14 protein-coding genes are annotated in these 18,795 nt (G+C 72.0%); 7 read left to right on the forward strand and 7 right to left on the reverse strand.

The window, feature by feature from the left end; genetic code table 11:
- Nucleotides 1–171: 171 nt before the first annotated feature.
- Complete coding sequence (locus O9Y01_RS03720; protein ID WP_269630135.1) at nucleotides 172–2,685, reverse strand: aminotransferase class III-fold pyridoxal phosphate-dependent enzyme; 2,514 nt, start codon at nucleotides 2,683–2,685, stop codon at nucleotides 172–174.
- On the reverse strand, nucleotides 2,682–5,072 hold the full coding sequence (locus O9Y01_RS03725) for a decarboxylase (protein ID WP_269630136.1): 2,391 nt from the start codon (nucleotides 5,070–5,072) through the stop codon (nucleotides 2,682–2,684). Before O9Y01_RS03725 ends, O9Y01_RS03720 begins: the two co-directional genes overlap by 4 nt.
- Before the next feature lie 217 nt (nucleotides 5,073–5,289).
- Here O9Y01_RS03725 and O9Y01_RS03730 point away from each other — a divergent pair, with 217 nt between their 5' ends.
- The 7 genes from O9Y01_RS03730 to O9Y01_RS03760 all read left to right on the forward strand — a co-directional run bounded on the left by O9Y01_RS03730 (nucleotide 5,290) and on the right by O9Y01_RS03760 (nucleotide 12,788).
- Complete coding sequence (locus tag O9Y01_RS03730; RefSeq protein ID WP_269630137.1) at nucleotides 5,290–7,671, forward strand: TonB-dependent receptor; 2,382 nt, start codon at nucleotides 5,290–5,292, stop codon at nucleotides 7,669–7,671.
- A gap of 22 nt (nucleotides 7,672–7,693) precedes the next feature.
- Nucleotides 7,694–8,953 (forward strand): sialidase family protein, encoded by a 1,260-nt coding sequence (locus O9Y01_RS03735; RefSeq protein WP_269630138.1) that lies wholly within the window; start codon nucleotides 7,694–7,696, stop codon nucleotides 8,951–8,953.
- On the forward strand, nucleotides 8,934–9,452 hold the full coding sequence (locus O9Y01_RS03740; protein ID WP_269630139.1) for a hypothetical protein: 519 nt from the start codon (nucleotides 8,934–8,936) through the stop codon (nucleotides 9,450–9,452). The genes O9Y01_RS03735 and O9Y01_RS03740 overlap by 20 nt, the downstream gene beginning before the upstream one ends.
- Nucleotides 9,453–9,567: 115 nt before the next feature.
- Complete coding sequence (locus tag O9Y01_RS03745) at nucleotides 9,568–10,344, forward strand: outer membrane lipoprotein-sorting protein (RefSeq protein ID WP_430765631.1); 777 nt, start codon at nucleotides 9,568–9,570, stop codon at nucleotides 10,342–10,344.
- Complete coding sequence (locus O9Y01_RS03750) at nucleotides 10,344–11,651, forward strand: hypothetical protein (RefSeq protein WP_269630140.1); 1,308 nt, start codon at nucleotides 10,344–10,346, stop codon at nucleotides 11,649–11,651. The genes O9Y01_RS03745 and O9Y01_RS03750 overlap by 1 nt, the downstream gene beginning before the upstream one ends.
- Nucleotides 11,652–11,687: 36 nt before the next feature.
- Complete coding sequence (locus O9Y01_RS03755) at nucleotides 11,688–12,377, forward strand: 4'-phosphopantetheinyl transferase family protein (RefSeq protein WP_269630141.1); 690 nt, start codon at nucleotides 11,688–11,690, stop codon at nucleotides 12,375–12,377.
- 12 nt (nucleotides 12,378–12,389) lie between these two features.
- Nucleotides 12,390–12,788, forward strand: a complete 399-nt coding sequence (locus tag O9Y01_RS03760; protein WP_269630142.1) for a RidA family protein — start codon at nucleotides 12,390–12,392, stop codon at nucleotides 12,786–12,788.
- 46 nt (nucleotides 12,789–12,834) lie between these two features.
- On the opposite strand, the gene O9Y01_RS03765 is transcribed toward O9Y01_RS03760, so the two are convergent.
- The 5 genes from O9Y01_RS03765 to O9Y01_RS03785 all read right to left on the reverse strand — a co-directional run bounded on the left by O9Y01_RS03765 (nucleotide 12,835) and on the right by O9Y01_RS03785 (nucleotide 18,786).
- Nucleotides 12,835–14,172: a cytochrome-c peroxidase gene (locus tag O9Y01_RS03765; RefSeq protein ID WP_269630143.1), complete on the reverse strand. Its 1,338-nt coding sequence runs from the start codon at nucleotides 14,170–14,172 to the stop codon at nucleotides 12,835–12,837.
- Nucleotides 14,172–15,152 carry an amidohydrolase family protein gene (locus O9Y01_RS03770; protein WP_269630144.1) on the reverse strand — a complete coding sequence of 327 codons (981 nt, stop codon included), beginning with the start codon at nucleotides 15,150–15,152 and terminating at the stop codon, nucleotides 14,172–14,174. The genes O9Y01_RS03765 and O9Y01_RS03770 overlap by 1 nt, the downstream gene beginning before the upstream one ends.
- Nucleotides 15,149–15,805, reverse strand: a complete 657-nt coding sequence (locus O9Y01_RS03775) for a GNAT family N-acetyltransferase (protein WP_269630145.1) — start codon at nucleotides 15,803–15,805, stop codon at nucleotides 15,149–15,151. Before O9Y01_RS03775 ends, O9Y01_RS03770 begins: the two co-directional genes overlap by 4 nt.
- Before the next feature lie 20 nt (nucleotides 15,806–15,825).
- Complete coding sequence (locus O9Y01_RS03780; protein WP_269630146.1) at nucleotides 15,826–16,815, reverse strand: PLP-dependent cysteine synthase family protein; 990 nt, start codon at nucleotides 16,813–16,815, stop codon at nucleotides 15,826–15,828.
- 132 nt (nucleotides 16,816–16,947) lie between these two features.
- Complete coding sequence (locus O9Y01_RS03785) at nucleotides 16,948–18,786, reverse strand: alpha/beta fold hydrolase (protein ID WP_269630147.1); 1,839 nt, start codon at nucleotides 18,784–18,786, stop codon at nucleotides 16,948–16,950.
- Nucleotides 18,787–18,795 lie beyond the last annotated feature (9 nt).

Genomic DNA, 18,795 nt, shown 5'->3' on the forward strand with positions numbered 1-18,795 from the left:
TTCTCTCCCGAAGTGTGTGCGTGGTGTAGGCGTGGTGCGTTCGTGCGTTCGTGCGTCCGTGTGTGGCGTGGGCGCGGTGCTCGCGCGCAGAGCGTGCGTGCTGACAGGGCGAGAGCTTGGTCCCTCGCCCCCGGGCCTGTCACCTGACCCTTGGGGCAAGGCGCCCGGCCCTCACTCGGGCACCGTGGAGAGGTCGCTGCAGACCTGGGCGATGGCGCGCACGAAGTGCTGCGCCTGCGCATCGCTGAGCGTCAGCGGGGGCTGGATGCGCAACACCTTGCTGTTATTGGCGGTGACGAAACTCAGGATGCCGTGCTCCTGCGAGAGCTTGCTGACGATGCGCAGCACCAGCATCTCCTCCAGGCTGCGTTCCAGCTCGGGCACGGCAGCCTCCAGATGCGCGCGCGCACGGTCGGACAGGAAGCGGTACATCGCCCGCGGCTGGCCCGGCAGCCGCGCGCTGAACTCCTGCACGAAGGCCTGCACCGCGCCCTCGAAGCTGGGCGCGAACTCGATGGCGATCATCAGGCCGCGACCCCGCACCTCGCGGATCAGGCCCTGGCCCGCGGCCACCTCCTGCAGGGCGGCGAGCAGGGCCTCGCCCGTCCGCAGCGCGCGCCCGGCCAGGTCTTCCTCCTCCAGCACGGCCAGGGCCTCCAGGGCCACCGCTGCGGCAAGATTGCCGCCGCCGAAGGTGGAGCTGTGCAGGCTGAAGCGGTCGCGGCTGCCATAGGCGCGGTCCCACAGATCGGGCCGGGCCAGCATCGCGCCGATGGGCACCAGGCCGCCGGAGAGGGACTTGGCCAGCACCATCAGGTCCGGCGCCACGCCCTCCCATTCGCAGGCGAACATCCGGCCGGTGCGGCCCAGGCCGGTCTGGATCTCGTCGAGGATCATCAGGCAGCCGTGGCGGTCGCAGAGCTCGCGCACGCCGCGCAGATAGCCCGGCGGCGGCAGGATCACGCCGCCCTCGCCCTGGATGGGCTCGAGGATGAAGGCCGCCACGTCGCCCGACTGCAGCGCGGCCTCCAGCGCCGCCAGGTCCCCGAAAGGCAGCGCGCTGCAGCGCTCGATGAGGGGCATGAAGGGCTGGCGGTGCTTGTCGCGGCCAGTCACCGAGAGGGCGCCCAGGGTCTTGCCGTGGTAGCCGTTGTCGCAATAGAGCACGCGGCGCTGCCCGGGAGCGGCGGCCGCCATGGCCAGCTTCAGCGCGGCCTCGACGGCCTCGGTGCCGGAGTTGCAGAAGAACACGCGCGACAGCCCGCCCGGTACCAGCGCCGCCAGGCGCGCGGCCAGGCGGCTGCTGAGCTCGGGGGCCGAGACGTACTGCACGAAGCTCGGCGCCCCGCTGTCCAGGAAGTGCCGCAGCGCGCCCACGCAGCGCGGGTGGTTGTGGCCCATGTTGAGGCAGCCGTAGCCGGCCACGAAGTCCAGGAACTCGCGACCCTCGGCGTCCTGCAGGGTGCAGCCCTCGGCCTTCACGAAGACGCGATCGATGTGGTTGAGCTCGAAGAACTCGCGCATCACCGGGTTGATGTGGGCACCGAAGTTCTGCAGGACCTCCTCGTGCAGGCGGCCGGGGCGCTGCACGGCACGCGGCGCGCCCGCTGCGTGGAAGCGGGCCAGGGCGCGCACGTCCGCGGGCTTGAGCGGCTCGCCGTACGCGCTCATGCGCTCGGGCGTGATGCCGTGGCGCTGGGCCAGGCGGCCGATCTCGCGGACCTTGTCCACGTCCAGCTCGCGGCCGATGGAGAAGGCTTCGCGCCGGCCCTCCAGCGCCAGCACCATGGTCTCGGCCAGGCAGCCGTTCATCATGCGGGTGGGGCTCAGCCCCAGGGTGTCGGTGCCCAGGCTGAAGGCGCGGTCGGCGCTGACCAGGCCGCCGTCGATGATCAGCACGTCCTCGCGGCGGCGCGGGGCCGGCCGCACGTCGCGGGGCAGCGCGGCGTCGACCACCACCGAGCCCGGCGCCAGGCGGGCTTCCTCGATCACGTCGCCGCTGGAGGTGGCCGCCAGGAACAGGCGCGGCTTGTCGTAGCAGTCCTCGATGCGGTCGGTGAGCCGCACGCGCTCGCGCAAGCCGGGGCCCAGGTACTGCAGCTGCTCGGCGAGGCGATCGCCGCCGCCACGGTGCACCAGCAGCAGCCGGCCGACCGAATCCTCCAGCAGCTTGGCCACCACCAGGGCGATGGAACCCGGGTAGCCCACGATGGCCACCTCCTGCTGCTGCGGCTCCAGCTCCAGCAGGGTCATCACGTCCAGCAGATTGCGCCAGCTGGCGTAGGCCGTCAGCGAGTTGCCGGTGGTGACGGGCACGCGGGCGCGCTCCAGCGTCTGCAGCCCGCGGTTGCCCACGATGCCGGTGAAGCCGCCCAGGCCCACCAGCTCGGCCCCCTGCCCGGCCAGCGCGTCGACGGCGCGCAGCACGCGCTCGGCGATCTGGCGCGGCTGGCGCAGCATCTCCTCGGCCGTCAGCGGCAGGTACTGCAGCAGCCCCTCGCAGCGGGCCCCGGCGCCGCTGTGGATCTGCCCGAAGCGGGCGAAGGGCACCAGGCTCTGCGCCTGCCACAGGGCGGGGTCGAAGCCCTGCTCGGCGTCCTGCACGGCGCGCCCGAGCAGGTCGCACAGCTTGACCTGGCGCTTCAGGGCCAGGCTGGTGGGGTGGGCGATGAAGCCGAATTTCATGGCGCGTGTTCCTCGCTGGGCGTGATGCGGCTCCAGGTGCCTTCGGAGGCCAGGCTCATGCCGTCGCCGCTGGAGTTGTGGGTGAGCTGGACCTCGAAGACGTTGAGCCGGCCGCGGGCCTGCAGGTCCTCGCGCAGCCGGGCCTCGTCGAAGCGCAGCAGGCGGCGGCGCTGCAGGGCGAGCGGGCCGTGCCGCTCCAGGCTGTCGTCCCGGGGCCGCCAGGGCACGTGCACCTGGGCCGCACCGTCGCGGGCGAAGCGCAGGTCGATGTAGCTCTGGATGATGGAGAGCATGCCGTTGTGCAGGTAGAAGACGCTGACGTTGAGCTCCGCCGCATCGGGCCGGCCGGACATCTGGCGCAGCAGCTGCAGCTCCACATCGGGCACCAGGGCCCGCGCGCCGTCGCCGATGAAGGCCAGCACCTGGCGCGGGCTGTGCAGGGCGATGGCCGGCAGCGCCATCAGCGCATCGCCCATCAGCGCGCGGCCGTACCAGCCGGAGAAGCCGGGGTCGGTGCGCGGCACATTGCGCAGGGCCGAGACCCCACAGCGGCCGACGTCATAGACCCCGTGGTAGCGCAGGCCTTCCTCCTCGATCAGCCGGCGCAGCAGGCCGCCCAGGCGGTGGAAGAAGTAGTTGGCCGTCATGGGCAGGGTCTCGATGCGGTCCACCAGGTGCTCCGGCGGGCAGCGCCGCGCCTGGGCGATGGCGTCCTGGCGCCAGCGCCGCACATCGGCCTCCACCTGCAGGCCGGCCTTCAGGCGCTGCAGGAAGTCCAGCAGGTCCATCTGCAGGGGCAGGTCGGCAAAGGGGGCCAGGTCTTGCCCCCGGTTCGTGACCTGCACGATGTGCAGGTGGCGGGCCAGGCGGCCCTCCGAGAAGGGCGTGCAGATCTGGTCGGCGCGGCTCTTGAGGAAGAAGAGGCTCTGGGCCCCCACGGGGCGCAAGGCCTCGCCCTCGTGCAGGTAGCGGTGGACCGCGCGGCTGAAGCCGTAAAGGCCCAGGGTGCCCAGGTAGTGGGGCTGCTCGCGCCCGCCCGCGTAGGCGGCCACGCTGCCCGGGTGCGCGATGCCGTCGCACAGGGCGATGCCCGCGGCTTCGGCGATCTCGTGCACCAGCGCGCGCTCCTCATCACTGAGCCGGCCGCAGAACCACAGCAGTCGCTTGTGCTGCGTGTTGACCAGGGACAGCAGGGCCCCCCAGTGCGCCGGGTCGACCTCCACCCGCAGGGCCGGCTGCGCCGGGGCGGGCTCGGCGAGGGCCGTCTCGTCCACGCCCAGGCCGCTCTCCAGCACCGCGGGGCTGGCGAAGATCACCACGGGCCCCTCGCCCTGGTCCAGCGCAGCGAAGGCCTGGCGCAGCCCCGCCTCCAGCTGCTCGGGCGACTCGAGGTAGACCTGCGCCAGGCCGCGGGCCTGCATCAGCGTGCGGCCGTCCCCCGCCTGCTCCACCGTACCCTGGAAGGCGTGCCACTGGCCGCGCGCGCTGTCGGCGCAGACGATGAATCCCGGTGCGCGCGTGCGCTGCAGATTGGCGAGCGTGCCCTTGAACTCGTCCACCATGCCCGAGGTGACTGCCAGCACGTAGGCCCGCCCGAAGAGCTGCCAGCCCGCGATGGCGGCGCAGGCCAGGGCATGCTCGTTGACGCCGCCGAGCTGCGGCCGGCCGTCCGCCTGGCCCAGCTGGCGCATGCCCTCGATGAAGGCGGCGATCACCGAGCCGGTGTAGCTGTGGAAGTCCCAGCGCCCTGGCCAGCGGCGCTGCATGAAGGCATGGAGCGCGCGAGCCAGAGCCGGCGGGCGCTCGGCCGCATCGACGCTGCGCGCCAGCAGGCGGTTGTGGTGGGCATGGTCCAGGTGGTCCAGCAACACGCGCAGCAGGTCGGCGCGCCGCGTGTCGGCATCGGCGTGCGGCAGGCGCAGGTGCAGGCCGCCGGTGCTGGCATCGGGCCAGAAGGCCGATGGCGGCTGGGAAGAAACGTCATCGTCCCCCTGCAGATAGAGCAGGAAGGAATGCGGCGAGCAGCGCAGGGGCTGGCCGGCCGCCTGGGCGAGGGTGCGCAGGCGCGCGGGCAGCTGCAGGGCCTCGGACGCCTCGCCCGCCTGCAGCACGAAGAGCTCCTGGCTGCAGCCGCGCAGGCCGTGCGCCGGATCCTGCAGGGCCTGCTGCCAGTCCTGCAGCGTATCGAAGAAGAAGGCGCGCCAGGCCACCGGCCGCGCCTGCTGCGCGAGGTAGCGCCGGGCCTGGTCCAGCAGGCCGGCGTACAGCGAGGGCGGCGGCGCCTCGCCAGCGGGAAGGGGCGATCCATGCAGGGCATCGACCACCACGGCAATGTCCCGGCGCAGCCAGGGCTGCGCGGCCAGGACGCAGAGCGCCAGCGTCTTCATGGGACCTCCTCGATGGGCAGGCCCGCACTATGCACAAGGCCTGGGCCTAGCGGCGCGCTGCAAGGCCTGTCCGAAAGGACAAAGACGCGAGCAGGCTTATCCACATTGGGAAGGTCCTCACTACCATGCCGACCCATCGCTCCGACCCAGAGCGGCCCGCACGTCCCGTCGGCGCTGACGCCGGGGATGCTCGTCCTCATCAGGCCTCCGCACGCTCATGAAGCACCGTCCACTTGCTCGGCCGCAGGCCGGCCTAGGCGCCACCTTGCTGGCCCTGAGCAGCACCGCGCTGCACGCCCAGGGCGTGGGCACCGACGCCCAGCTCGCCCCCGTCACGCTGACCGGCGCGGCGGTGCGCAGCGGCCTGGCCGCCAACCTGCCCAGCAACAGCGCCAGCGTCACGGCCGAGGAGCTGCGCGAGCAGAACCTGATCAACCCGGAAGATGCGCTGCGCTACCTGCCCAACACCAGCATCCGCAAGCGCTACATCGGCGACCGCAATGCGCTGATCGGCGGCCGCAGCTTCGGCACCCTGCAGCCCGGCCGCGGCCTGGCCTATGTGGACGGCTACCTGATCTCCAACTTCCTGGGCCGCTTCGACGCCCCGCGCTGGAACGTGATCACGCCCGAGGCCATCGCGCGGGTGGACATGCTCTACGGCCCCTTCTCCGCCATCTACCCCGGCAACTCCATCGGCACCACCGTGGTCACCACCGAGCGCGAGCCGCGCCGCCTGGAGGCCTCGGCCCGCCTGAGCGGCCACAGCCAGCGCTTCGAGCTCTACGGCTTCTCCGAGCGCTACGGCGGCTACCAGTTCTCCAGCTACGTCGGCACCCGCCTGGACAGCGGCCTGTGGCTCAGCGCGGCCTACAACCGCCAGGACAGCGAGTCCCAGCCGATGAACTACTACACGCTGGGCGTCAACAGCAAGACTGGCAGCTTCGACCCGGCGCGGCCCGGCGACAAGCGCGTCAGCGGCATCACCTACGACACCGACCCCCTGGGCCAGCCCCGCGCCATCCTGGGCGCCGGCAGCGGCGCGGTGGACCACACGCGCCAGGACACGCTCAAGCTCAAGGCCGGACTGCCCCTGGGCGATCGATGGGTGGCCAGCGGCATGCTGGCCCTGTGGACCAACAGCACCGAGAACAGCAACCGCAGCTTCCTGCGCGACAGCGAGGGCGCGACCGTCTGGTCCGGCCGCGTCAGCGATGGCCAGTTCAGCTTCGACGTGCCCGACGGCAGCAAGGCCGCCGCCGCCTTCGCCCCCTCCGAACGGGAGGAGCGCCACCGCCACGTGGGCCTGACGCTCAAGACCCGCGGCACCGCCGAGTGGAACGGCTCCCTGGTCTATTCGAACTACCGCATCCTCAGCGACCTCAGCCGCCAGGCCAACCTGGCCGAGGACCAGGCGCGCCAGGGCGGCCCCGGCGTCTGGACCTACCGAGACGGCACCGGCTGGAACACGCTGGAGGCCCAGGCCGTGTACCGCCCGGCGGCCAGCCTGCACGAGTGGGTCTTCGGCCTGCACCGCAACGCCTATGTGCTGGACAGCCCCAGCTACCAGGCCCCGGACTGGCGCAGCAGGCTCGGCGCCCTCTCGCAGCGCTACCAGGGCCGCACCGAGGTGCGGGCCGCCTATGTCCAGGACAGCTGGCAGCTGCAGCCCGACTGGCGCCTCACTGGCGGCCTGCGCCAGGAATGGTTCCGCAGCACCGACGGCCAGCAGCTGCTGCGGCTCAAGGCCGCGGACTGCAAGCCCGGCACCGAGGCCCGCTGCCTGCCCGCCCCCGAGGGCATGGCGGATCGCGTCATGCCCTACGAGGCGCGACGCCTCTCCGGCGCCTCGCCCAAGCTCTCCCTGGCCTGGCAGCGGGACGCCGAGACCCTGCTCAAGCTGAGCTACGGCCGCGGCGTGCGCTTCCCCAATGTCGAAGAGCTCTACAACGGCACCCTCACGCCCAATAGCGAGACCACCAGCGACCCGAACCTGCGCGCCGAGCGCTCCAACGCCTGGGAACTCAGCGGCGAGAAGGACTGGGGCTCGCAGCGCCTGCGCGTCTCCCTGTTCCTGGACGATGTGCGGGACGCCATCCTGCGCCAGTCCGACAACAGCGGCGGCGTCACCCGCAACCGCGTCTCCAATGTGGACCGCGTGCGCACCTACGGCCTGGAGGCCGTGTGGCAGGTGGACGACCTCTTCGTGAAGGGCCTCGGCCTGGACCTCAACGCCGCCTGGGCCCGCTCCCGCGTGCTGGCCAATCCGCGCGACCCGCAGTCCGAGGGCAAGACCTGGCCCCGCATCCCCCGGCTGCGCGCCAACGCCCGCCTGGTCTACCGGCCCGACGCCCTGTGGATGGGCAGCCTGGGCCTGCGCCACTCCGGCCGGGCCTACAACGATCCCTACAACCGCGACGTCAACCCCGATGTCTACGGCGGCGTCTCCTCCTTCACCCTGCTGGACCTGCGCCTGAGCCGCCAGCTGCGCCAGGGCCTGGAGGTGGCCGTGGGCATCGACAACCTCGGCAACCAGCGCGCCTACCAGGCCCACCCCTACCCCGGCCGCACGCTGTTCACCGAGCTGCGCGCGAGCCTGTGAGCACCTCCCAAGGATGAAGCCCATGCATGCGTTCCTGACAGCACGCCTCCTGCCCGCCCTGGCCCTCGTGATGGCCGCGGCGGTCATCACCCCCGCCCTGGCGGCGGACGCCAAGCCTGCCGGCCACGCGCCTGGCATGCAGCACGGCCAGTCCAAGACCGGCAAGGCTGCCAAGGCCCGCGCCGCCCTGGCCATCAGCGTCGCGGCCGCCGAGGACGGCAGCTTCTGGATGGTGGGCCTCGACGATCAGGGCCGCCTGGCCCTGCAGCGCAGCACGGACCAGGGCCGCAGCTGGGACGCGCCCCGCCTGCCGGACATCGGCGACGACGGCGTGGCCGCGGACGGCGAGAGCCGGCCCAAGGTCCTCATCGGCAAGGGCGGCCTGGTGCTCGTGTCCTACAGCAGCCCCCTGGCCAAGCCCTACACCGCCCAGGTGCGCCTGCTGCGCTCCACCGACGGCGGCCGCAGCTTCGCCCCGCCCGTGACCGTGCACGCGGACCGCCAGGTGATCACGCACCGCTTCGAGTCCCTGGCCTTCGACACCCAGGGCCGCCTGCACACCGTGTGGATCGACAAGCGCGACCTGGAGGCCAGCAAGGCCGGCCCGACCGGCGAGGCCCCGCCCTACCGTGGCGCGGCGATCTACCGCAATGTCTCGGAGGACGGCGGCCTCACCTTCGGCCCGGATACGCGTGTGGCGGACCATTCCTGCGAATGCTGCCGCATCGCCCTCGCGCCCTCGCCGCAGGGGGATGTGGTGGCGATGTGGCGCCACGTCTATGCGCCCAACGAGCGGGACCACGCCTTCACCCACCTGGGGCAAGACCTGGCCCCCGAGGCCGAGCCCGTGCGCGCCACCCAGGACCGCTGGGCCCTGGACGGCTGCCCGCACCACGGTCCCGGCCTGGCGCGCGATGCGGCCCAGGGCTACCACGCCGTGTGGTTCGGGGACCGCGGCGGCCTGGTCGGCGTGCGCTACGGCCGGCTGGACGATGCGGGCCGGCCGCTGGGTGACGTCCGCCTGCTGCCCGACGAGGCCGCCGAGCATGCCGATGTGCTGAGCAGCGGCCCGCAGGTGGCCATCACCTGGCGCAGCTTCGACGGCCAGCGCACCCGCTGGCGCGCCTGGATCTCCGCGGACGGCGGCCAGAGCTTCACCCTGCGCGAGCTGGGCCGCACCACCCAGGACAACGACCACCCCAAGCTCTTCCTCGCCGGATCGGCCATCTACGGCCACTGGCGCAGCACCGAAGGAGTCCGCATTGAACGCCTCACGCCTTGATCACCGCCTGCGCCGCCTGGCCTGCGCCGGCCTGCTGGTCTTCCCCCTTGCCGCCCTGGCCCACCCCAGCCGCGTCGAAACCCTGGACGCCGCCGCCTGGTCGCGCCTGCAGCAGAGCGAGAAGGGGCCCAGCGCCGTGGTCTTCAGCACCACGGACTGCGCGCACTGCCCGGGCGTCATCGCCCAGCTGTCCGGCCACATCCGTGCCCAGAAGAGCCATGCCCGGCTCATCGTCGTGGTGATGGACGGCGCCGGGCCCGAGCTGCTGCGCCACGAGGCCTACCTGCCCGCGGACCGCCTCTTCGTCTTCGACCCCGCCACGCCGCCCGCGGCCCTGCGCCATGCGGTGGACCCGCGCTGGCGCGGCGTCACGCCCTATGTGGTGCTGATGAAGCCGGCGGCGCCCGCGGTGGCCCAGGCCGGGCCGCCACCGGCCGAGCTGCTGCAGCGCTGGCTGGGCGAGGCCGGCGGCAGCGCCGCGGGGCTGGCGCGGCCCTGATCCGCAGAGCGCCCGCCATGCCCGAAAGGGCAGTTGGGCGCCCGCGCCGCCTTGGCTAATCTGCGCTCGCCAGCCCGCGCCCGGCGGGCCGGCCAACGACCTGATGGATGGACCCATGCTGAAGAATCCGGCCCCCGCCCTGGGCCTCGCGCTGCTGTGCGCACTCGCCCCCCTCCGGGCCCTGGCCCTCGACGCCCAGCAGATGCTGGCCGCCAGCGACGCCGTGCGCAACCCGGCCAAGCCCTTCGTCACCACGGTAAGCCTCAACGAGTACAAGGGCGGCAAGGCCAGCGACAGCAGCACCCTGCAGGCCTATTCGCGGGCCGAGCCCGGCGGCCAGTTCCGCACCCTGCTGCGCTTCGCGGCCCCCGCGCGGGACGCCAACAAGCTGATGCTCAAGACCGGCAACGACCTCTGGTTCTACGACCCGGCCAGCAAGGCCAGCGTGCGCATCTCGCCGCAGCAGCGCCTGCTGGGCCAGGCCGCCAACGGTGACGTGGTCACCGTCAACTTCGCCCAGACCTACCAGGCCAGCCTCGCCCAGGAGGAAGAGGTGCAGGACGGCGAGCGCCAGAACCGCCGCGCCGTCAAGCTGCAGCTGGAGGCCAAGGCGCCGGACGTCACCTACCACGCGATCGAGATGTGGCTGGACCGTGACAACTACCGCCCCATCAAGGCCCGCTTCCTCAGCGAGAGCGGCCGGCTGCTGAAGACGGCCTTCTACCGCCGCTTCAAGGAGGAGCTGGGCGCCGTGCGGCCGACCGAGGTGGTCATCATCGACGGCCTGGACCCCGCCCTGGTGACCGTGATGCGCTACGGCGAGTTCCAGGCACGCGACATCCCCGACAGCTGGTTCCAGCGGGACTACATGGCGCGCTTCCAGGCCGAGTGATGGCGCCCTTCCTCCGTGGCCCGCTGGGCCTGGCCTTGCTGGCCTTGCTCCTGCCGGCCCAGGCGCAGACGGCGCCGCCCCCCGATGCCGAGCTCGCCGGCCTGGCCCTGGCCGACGCCGCCCCCACCGAGACCGCGCCCACGCGCCGCGCCTGGCAGGCCAGCATCGAGCCCGCCCTGCGCCAGGTGCGCCTGCGCGGCGAGACCGGCCCGTGGCGCTCCGCCCAGGGCCTGGGGCTGGACCTCGCCCTGGACCTGCCCCTGGGCGGCGAAGGCCCCACGGCCTGGCGCCTGCTGGCCGCCGACCGCCTGGACCTCACCGGCCCCGAGCGCCTGCCCGGCGAGCGGCGCGCCGTCAACACGCTCAAAGAGCTCTACGCCAGCCAGCGGCCCAGTGCCGAATGGGTGCTGGACCTGGGCCGCATCAACAACCGCCTGGGCGTGGCCAGCGGCTACAACCCCACGGACTACTTCAAGCGCCAGGCCCTGCGCAACACCACCGCCATCGACCCGGCCAGCCTGCGCGAGAACCGCCTGGGCGTGGCCATGGCGCGGGTGCAGAAGGTCTGGGACGGCGGCTCGCTGACGGGTGTCTTTGCACCCAAGCTGGCCGATGCCCCTTCCAGCGGCGCCTGGAGCCCGGACTGGGGTGCCAGCAACGGCCGCCCGCGCTGGCTGCTGACCTGGACGCAGGCCTGGGCCGAGGACCTCGCCCCGCAATGGCTGCTGCACGGCGACGGCCAGCCGGGCCACTCGCCCCAGCTGGGCCTCAACCTGACCCGCCTGCTGAACCAGGCCTGCGTGGCCCACCTGGAGCTGAGCACCGGCCGCAGCCGCACGCTGCTGGCCCAGGCCCTGGGCGATCTGCAGGCGCCCGTGGCGCAGCACACCCAGCTGGCCACCGGCCTGAGCTGCACCACCTCGCGCAAGCTCACGCTGACGGCCGAGTGGCAGCACAACGGCCTGGCGCCCGGCCGCGCGGACTGGTCCGCCCTGCAGACCGGCGATCCGCTGCGCTACGGGGCCTACCGCCAGGCCGCCCAGGCCCAGCAGGAGCCCGCCACCCGGGACAGTCTCTTCCTGATGCTGCGCTGGCAGGACGCGCTGGCCCCGAAGCTGGACCTCAACGCCTTCGCCCGCATCAGCCGGGTCGACCACAGCCGGCTCCTGTGGCTGGAGGCCCGTTATCACCAGGACAGCACGGACTGGGCGGCACAATGGCAGCAGCACCGCGGCCAGGGCCTCAGCGAGTTTGGCGCCCTGCCCCAGGCCCGCGTGATCCGCCTGCTGGTGCGCCACTACTTCTGAACGGCCCGCCGGCCCTTTTTCTGTCCGTCACTGTCCATGCTGGATGTCTGGTATTCCCTCGCGCCGCCCGACGGCCCGCCACTGCTCGATGCCGAGGAGCAGGCCCGCCATGCGCGCTTCCTGTGCCAGCGCACCGCCCGCACCTTCGCGCAGGCGCACACGCTCAAGCGCTGCCTGCTGAGCCAGCACCATCCGCAGCAGGCGCCGCTGGGCTGGCGTTTCGAGAGCGGCCATGCCGGCAAGCCCGCCCTGAAGGCGCCGGCGCCCTGCCACTTCAACCTCAGCCACAGCGGCGATGCCATCGCCGTGGCGGTGGCGGACCAGCCGGTGGGGCTGGACATCGAAAGCCACCGCGAGCTGAAGGACGGCCTGGCCATCGCCCAGCGCGTCTTCCATCCGCGCGAGCGCCAGTGGCTGCTGGCCCAGGCCGACTTCGCCGCCGCCTTCTACCGCCTGTGGACCCTCAAGGAGGCCCTGCTCAAGGCCACGGGCGAGGGCTTCACGCAGGCCCCCGAAGCCCTGTGCTGGGACGAGCTGGACGCCGCCATGCCCGCCATCCACCACGCCGGCCAGCACTGGCATGCGCTGGGCCTGGCCCTGCCGGGCAGCACGCTCGCCGTGGTCATGGCGGACGCGCAGGTGCTGCGCAACGCCACGCTGCACGAGCTGCAGTCGCGCACGGGCGCGCAGCTGCAGGGGCGCCCGCGCTGCTTCCCTCCACTCTGACCGGGATTTTCCATGTCGCGTCACTTCATCAGCAGCGGCCCCGGCCTGCCGGACTGGCCTTCGCCCATCAGCCAGGCCGTGGTCGTGGACCGCACCTGCTACCTCAGCGGCCAGCTCTCGCTGGACGAGTCCGGCCGCTATGTGCCGGGCACGCCGGCCGAGGAGGCGCGCCGTGCCTTCGGCAACCTCTTCGCCGCACTGCGGGCGGCGGACTTCGGCCCGGAGCATCTGGTCTTCGTGGACATTGCCTTCACCGACATCGGCGCACTGGCCGAGGTCAACAAGGTCTATGCCGAGCTCTTCCCCGAAGGTCGGCGCCCGGCCCGCACGGTCTACGAGGCCGCGGCCCTGCCCTTTGGCGGGCAGGTGAAGGTGATGGGCGTGGCCGTCAAGAGCGCGGACGGCGACTGAGCGCCGACCGCCGCCGCCCGGCTCCCGCGGGGCAGCGGCCGCTTCATCAGGGCGCCGGCGCCGGCTGCAGCGCCGGCTTCTCCAGCACGGGCCCGGAGAGCGCGCGCAGGAAGCTCAGCAGCTGAGCCTGCTCCTGCGGGCCGAGGTCGCGCGGCTTGAGCTCGCGCAGTTCCGAATGGCCCAGTTCCGCCTCGGGGGCGCGCGCATAGTGCGCCAGCACCTGCTCCAGCGTGGCGAACTGGCCCGCATGCATGTACGGCGGGCGCAGGGCCACATTGCGCAGGCTGGGCGTCTTGAAGGCGCCCACCAGGTGCGGGTCCTTGCCGTTGGCAAAGCGCAGCTCCTCGCACTGCTGGGGCTTGGCGTCGCTGTAGGGGCCCAGGCAGTTGAACTCATCCGCCAGCGCCGCACGCAGGCCGTCCACGCGCCCGCGCTCGGGCTGCTCCGGATTGAAGGGCGGGATGCCGGTGTTGTGGAAGTGCTGGTCCGTCATCAGCGGGCCGGTGTGGCAGGTGATGCACTGGCCGCGGCCGATGAAGAGGCGCAGGCCGGCCTTCTCCTGCTCGTTGAGCAGGCCCGCGTTGCCGCTGCCCTTGAGCGTGGCGGCGATGTAGCGGTCCACCCGCGATTCGCCGTACTGCAGCCGGGACTCGAAGGCCGCGATGGCCTTGCCCAGGTTGGCGTACATGCGGTTGATGTCCTGCCGGCGCGACTCGGGGATGGCGGCCCAGGCGGCGCGCTCGGCCTCACTGCCCTGGGGGCTGGCATGAGCGGGCAGGCCGTCCAGGCGGGGCAGATCGCCGAAGAGCTCGCGGTAGGGCTGGGCATAGTGCTGGCTCAGCAGGCGCGCGTACTGCAGGCGGTTGCCGCCATGCTCGCGCGCATCCTCCAGCGGGCCCAGGGCCTGGGCCCAGAGGCTGTCCTTGCGGCCGTCCCAGAAGAACCAGGCGCTGTGCGCCATGCCGATGGAAGGCATGGTGCGGCGCAGGCCCTCGGCCACGCCCAGACCGCGCGGCCGCCCGTCCTCGAACTGGCCCTGCGGGTTGTGGCAGGTGGCGCAGGAGACCTTGCCATTGCTGCTGAAGCGCACGTCATTGAAGACCTGCTTGCCCAGGCGCGCCGCGGCCTCGTTGCCGACGAAGCGGTTGCTGGGGTCGGGGTCGGCGCTGCGCAGCTGGGAGATCTGCAGCGAGCCCATCAGGGCCAGCTCCTGGTCCGACCAGCGATCAGCGGCCCCTTCCGAATGCGCCAGGCCCAGCACCGCGCCGCCGCCCAGGGCCAGCAGGCACAGGCTCAGGCCCAGGCCGGAGCGAAGGTGGCGGCGCCAGCCCTTGCGGCGCGCCGGCAGGGTGGGCACCAGTTCCACGCCCAGAGGTCGCTTCATCAATCCACTCCCAAGAGTCGACGGGCATTGCCCGACATCAACCAGGCCCGCTGCCCGCGCGAGACGCCGGCCAGCGGACCGTCCGCGGCCAGGAAGAGGTCCATGACCTTCTTGTGGCCGCCCGAATAGCGGAACACCGGCCAGTCGGTGCCGAACAGGATCTTGTGGTTCAGGTTGAGCTTGAACAGCTCGGCCAGCCCCGCCTGCCAGCCCCCCGGATGCTGCGAGCCCAGGAAGGCGCTGATGTCAAGGTAGACATTGGGCCGGTAGGCGCACAGGGCCGCACAGTCCTGCACGTGGTGCACGGCGCCGTGGGCCAGGATGAAGTTGACGTCGGGGAAGTCCAGTGCCGCCTGGTCCACCAGATAGGGGTGCGAGAACTGGAAGGACAGGCTCGGGCTGGTGGGCCCGATGTGCATCAGCACCGGCAGGCCGTGGGCCTGGCACAGCTCGTAGAAGGGGTACAGCGAGCGGTCGCTGGGGCTGTAGCCGCAGGGCGGGTAGAGCTTGAGCCCCTTGAAGCCGTACTCGGTGATGCCGCGTTCCAGCAGGGCCAGGCCGTCCGCGCCCCAGCGCGGATCCACGCCGCCGAACACGAAGAAGCGGCCGGCATGGCGCTTCAGGATCTCATGGTGCTCGGCCCACATCTCTGCAATGGTCAGCTGGCTCTGCATTACCTGGGTGAAGTCGGGCAGCAGCAGCACGGCCTGCTGGATGCCGGCCTCGTCCATCTCGGACACCAGCGTGTCGCCCTGGTGGTCCTGGCTCATGCGCAGGTACATCTCCATCAGCTCGATCAGGGACTTGCGCACGCCCGTCGCCGCCAGGCGCACGGCCACATTGCGGCACAGCCCCTCGTAGAAGCCTTCGGGAATGAAGTGGGTCGAGGCGATGTGGCAGTGCGCGTCCAGCACATGGCCGGTGTAGACCGGCCCGGCTGCGCCAGACCCAGCCGCCGCGACGGCGCTGGCGGCTGTCATGCCGTCTGCCCTTCCGGCTGGGCGCGGGCCACGCGGGCCTGCAGCATCTGGGCCGCGCGGGCCTTGAGGTCGGAGACCTTCTGCATCATGAAGTGGCCGGCGTGCACCTTGCCCTGGGCGCGGGCGTAGTCGGGCAGCGTGCCGTAGGTGGTGAAGCCGAAGCGCTGCCAGGCGTGGTGGGCGGGCGTGCCGTCGCGCACGTCCAGGGTCAGCAGCTCGACGCCGTCCTGCTCGCACTGCAGGGCGATCTCCTGGAAGGCCACGGGCAGGACCAGGCCGCCGCGGTAGTCCTCGTGGATCATGCCCTTGGCGAGGTCGGTGATGTGGCGGTTGTTGGGGTTGAGATTGCGCCGCAGGGTGCACAGGCCGATGAGCTCGGCGCCGCCGGTCACGATGCTCAGCAGGCGGATCTTGCCGGCAGCGAGGTTGCCGCGCAGGTCCTGCAGGTACTGGCGGGCCTCGGCGTCGGTGATCTCCTCGGCGAAGCCGATGATGGGAGCCGAGGCCGTGGTGAGGCGCATCAGGCCGATGATCTTCTCTTCAAGCACCGCGTCGATCTGCTGCGGCCAGCCATAGCAGAGCTCCACCGTGCCGAGGGCGCCCATGGGGACTTGGTAGCTGGCCTCTCCGGCCGTGTTCAGCGTGCGGTTCATGTCCGTCCTTGTGTCAGTGTTCAGGCCTGCGGGCCCTTGTTGAGTTCATCCAGCACCGAGCCCAGCTCATGGCTCTTGAGCCATTGGTCGTCGTAGACCGTGTCCAGGTACTTGACGCCGCTGTCGGGCATCACCAGCACGACGTTGCAGGGCCCCTGCAGGCCGGCGAGGAAGTGGCGGGCCGCGGCGCTCACCGAACCCGAAGAGCCGCCCAGCAGCAGGCCTTCGTCCAGAGCCAGACGGCGGGCGGCCACGAAGGCCTCGTGGTCGCTGACCTTGTGCACCTCGTCCACCAGCTCGGCGCGCACATTGCCCGGCGTGAAGCTCAGGCCGATGCCGTTCTGCAGGAAGGGCTTGAACTCGCCGCCGAAGACGACGGAGCCGTGCGGCTCCACGCCCATCACCCGCAGCCCGGGATTGCGTTCCTTGAGATAGCGGGCCACGCCGCTGAGGTGGCTGCCGGTGCTGACGCAGCCGATCAGCACGTCCACCCGCCCGTTGAGCTGGCGGTGGATCTCGGGCCCGGTACCGTAGTAGTGGGCATCGATGGCGGCGGGGTTGTTGTACTGGTCCAGGTTGATGCAGTTCGGCAGCGTGGCGGCGATGGAGCGGGCCACGGCGATGCGCTTCTTCTGGAAGCTGCCGCTCTCGTCGGGCGTAGTGACCATCTCGACCTGGCCGCCGAAGGCGCGCACCAGGTTCACATTGGCCTTGGGCGTCTTGGGGTCCAGCACGCAGATGAAGCGGTAGCCGTGCACCGCGCAGAGCATGGCCAGCGCGTGGCCCATATTGCCCGAGGTGGACTCGACGATGGACCAGCCCGGCGCCAGCGCGTGATCGCGGCGGGCCTGGTCGAGCAGTTCCTTGGCGCTGCGGTCCTTGACGCTGTTGCCGGGATTGCGGCATTCCAGCTTGGCGAAGACCTGGATGCCGCGCGCGTCATCCGAGAGGCTTCGGAGCTTCAGCAGCGGCGTGTCACCGATCAGCTCGGCGATGGTGTTGGCATACATGATGTGAAGACTCCCTGCTGCTGGATGGTGTCCAGGGACTGTAGTGAGCGCGCATCCGGGCGGGTAGCTGTCCGTTTGGGTAAGACAGGCCCGGCCTGCCCACACATCTGGGGGAGGCCGGGCGCAACGGGCTCAGAGCTCGCCGGACACCAGCGCCTCCTCGGCCGGTGTGAAGCGGCGCAGGCGGGCGTCGCTCACGTCCAGCTGCAGGCCCTCGCGCATGAAGGCGCGCTGCAGCTGCGCGATCAGGCCGGCGTCCTGGTGGATCAGGTAGTGGCCCGCGGCGCGCAGGCCCAGCTGCAAGGTCTGTGACGTCAGCGCGCCCATGGCACGGGCGCGTTCGGCGCAGGTGGCCGTGTCGCTGTCGCCCATGAGGAGCAGGCAGGGCTGGGCCAGCGGCTCCACGGCCGGCGGCAGGCTCATCGCGTGAGCCCGGAAGTGAACCAGCTGGCGGCTGTACTGCCGCATGCGCTCGGCGGACACATAGGGCTCGTGCAGCCAGTGCGCGGTGTGGGCATCGGGCAGGCTCCACAGGCGCTGGGGGTCGTCGGCCGCGCCGTCGCCACGCTGCAGCAGGGCCAGCATGGAGCGGGCCATGCTGTCCGCCGCGGCGGGCGTGCGCTGCACCAGGCGGCACATGGTGTTGAGGCTGGTCTCGAAGCTGGAATCGCCGCCCGCGCCACAGTCCACCCCCGCATAGGAGGGGGCGACCAGGCACAGCGAAGCCACCTCCTGCGGCAGCGCCCGGGCCAGGTCCAGCGCGAACTTGGCGCCACCGCACCAGCTGAGCAGGTGCAGGGGCCCCGTCTGCTGCGTGGCCAGCAGCTGGCGCACGCTCTGAAGGAACCGGGGCCAGGAGTCCTCGCTGTCGTAGTAGGTGCTGGACAGGGCCTCGGCGGCCACCGCCGCATCGTCCCGGGCCTCCAGGGCCAGCACGCGGCAGTGCGGGCTCAGCGCCATTGCCAGCTCGCACCAGACGTCCAGGCTCAGGCCGAAGGCATTGAGCAGCAGCACCGTCTGCGGCCCCTCGCCCAGGCACCACACGCGCAGCGGCGCGCCCTCGATGGCTTCGAGGCGCATGCCGGGCAGCGCGGTCCAGCGGCGGGCGATGGGGGCGGCGCTGTCCTGCTGCGCGCGGCGCAGCGCGTCCAGCTGCGACTGCCACGCGGCCGCCCAGGGCGAGGCGCTGGGGCCGCAGGCCAGGGCGCTGTCGAAGGACTGCCGGTCGAGCAGGGCCTCCTGGCCCAGCTGCCAACGCTGGCGGGCCTGCTGCAGGCTGTCTTCCAGCAGCTCGCTGAGGGTGTTCTCCGCGCAGGAGGCCTCGGCCACCGGGATGTCCAGAGCCAGGGCCAGCTCGCGCAGCAGCAGCGCGCCGCTGCCCAGGGCCGGCGCATGGATCAGATGACAGCCCGGCGGCAGCGCGGGCGTGGCATGGCGCAGGCAGTCCAGCAGGGCCGCGGGCTCCAGCAGATGGAGGCTGGGCCCCTGGCCGCCGCTGAAGGGCAGGACCAGCGGGTGCTTGCTGAAGTAGTCCGGCGCGCGGCGGCGCACGCCCTGCATCCAGTGCACCAGGCCTTCGCTGAGCGCGGCCAGGGCGGCGGGCAAGGCCGCGGACGCGGCAGGCTGCTCGCTCACCGCATGAGCCAGCACCAGCACGCGCAGCGCCGCCCCCCCGATCTGCGGGGCCAGCGCGGCCTCCAGCAGGGCCTTCAGCCGGCCGGGATTGCAGAAGGGGGCGAAGCCCTGGTGGGGCAGCACCACCTGCAGGCTGCGCTGCGCCTGGGCGAGCGCGCCCAGGGTGTCGGGCAGCTGCAGCGCCGGGGCGGCCTCGCCCGCGAGGAGCTGGCGCACCGCCGCCTCGTCAAGAAACAGCGTGGCCGGCCCCTGGCCCGCCGAGGCGATGGCGTCCCAGGCCTTCTGCAGGGCTTGCCAGCCCGAGGCGGCCGGATCCTCGGCTGGGGCGGCTGTCATGACTTGCGG

This window comes from Pelomonas sp. BJYL3 (genome assembly GCF_027257975.1).
Taxonomy (GTDB): Bacteria; Pseudomonadota; Gammaproteobacteria; order Burkholderiales; family Burkholderiaceae_C; genus Roseateles_B; species Roseateles_B flavus.

What these genes read in the sequence shown, in the direction of transcription:
- O9Y01_RS03720 (WP_269630135.1), bottom strand. Translation starts at nt 2,685, where the DNA reads ATGAAATTCGGCTTCATCGCCCACCCCACCAGCCTGGCCCTGAAGCGC.
- O9Y01_RS03725 (WP_269630136.1), bottom strand. Translation starts at nt 5,072, where the DNA reads ATGAAGACGCTGGCGCTCTGCGTCCTGGCCGCGCAGCCCTGGCTGCGC.
- O9Y01_RS03730 (WP_269630137.1), top strand. Translation starts at nt 5,290, where the DNA reads ATGAAGCACCGTCCACTTGCTCGGCCGCAGGCCGGCCTAGGCGCCACC.
- O9Y01_RS03735 (WP_269630138.1), top strand. Translation starts at nt 7,694, where the DNA reads ATGCATGCGTTCCTGACAGCACGCCTCCTGCCCGCCCTGGCCCTCGTG.
- O9Y01_RS03745 (WP_430765631.1), top strand. Translation starts at nt 9,568, where the DNA reads ATGCTGAAGAATCCGGCCCCCGCCCTGGGCCTCGCGCTGCTGTGCGCA.
- O9Y01_RS03750 (WP_269630140.1), top strand. Translation starts at nt 10,344, where the DNA reads ATGGCGCCCTTCCTCCGTGGCCCGCTGGGCCTGGCCTTGCTGGCCTTG.
- O9Y01_RS03755 (WP_269630141.1), top strand. Translation starts at nt 11,688, where the DNA reads ATGCTGGATGTCTGGTATTCCCTCGCGCCGCCCGACGGCCCGCCACTG.
- O9Y01_RS03760 (WP_269630142.1), top strand. Translation starts at nt 12,390, where the DNA reads ATGTCGCGTCACTTCATCAGCAGCGGCCCCGGCCTGCCGGACTGGCCT.
- O9Y01_RS03765 (WP_269630143.1), bottom strand. Translation starts at nt 14,172, where the DNA reads ATGAAGCGACCTCTGGGCGTGGAACTGGTGCCCACCCTGCCGGCGCGC.
- O9Y01_RS03770 (WP_269630144.1), bottom strand. Translation starts at nt 15,152, where the DNA reads ATGACAGCCGCCAGCGCCGTCGCGGCGGCTGGGTCTGGCGCAGCCGGG.
- O9Y01_RS03775 (WP_269630145.1), bottom strand. Translation starts at nt 15,805, where the DNA reads ATGAACCGCACGCTGAACACGGCCGGAGAGGCCAGCTACCAAGTCCCC.
- O9Y01_RS03780 (WP_269630146.1), bottom strand. Translation starts at nt 16,815, where the DNA reads ATGTATGCCAACACCATCGCCGAGCTGATCGGTGACACGCCGCTGCTG.
- O9Y01_RS03785 (WP_269630147.1), bottom strand. Translation starts at nt 18,786, where the DNA reads ATGACAGCCGCCCCAGCCGAGGATCCGGCCGCCTCGGGCTGGCAAGCC.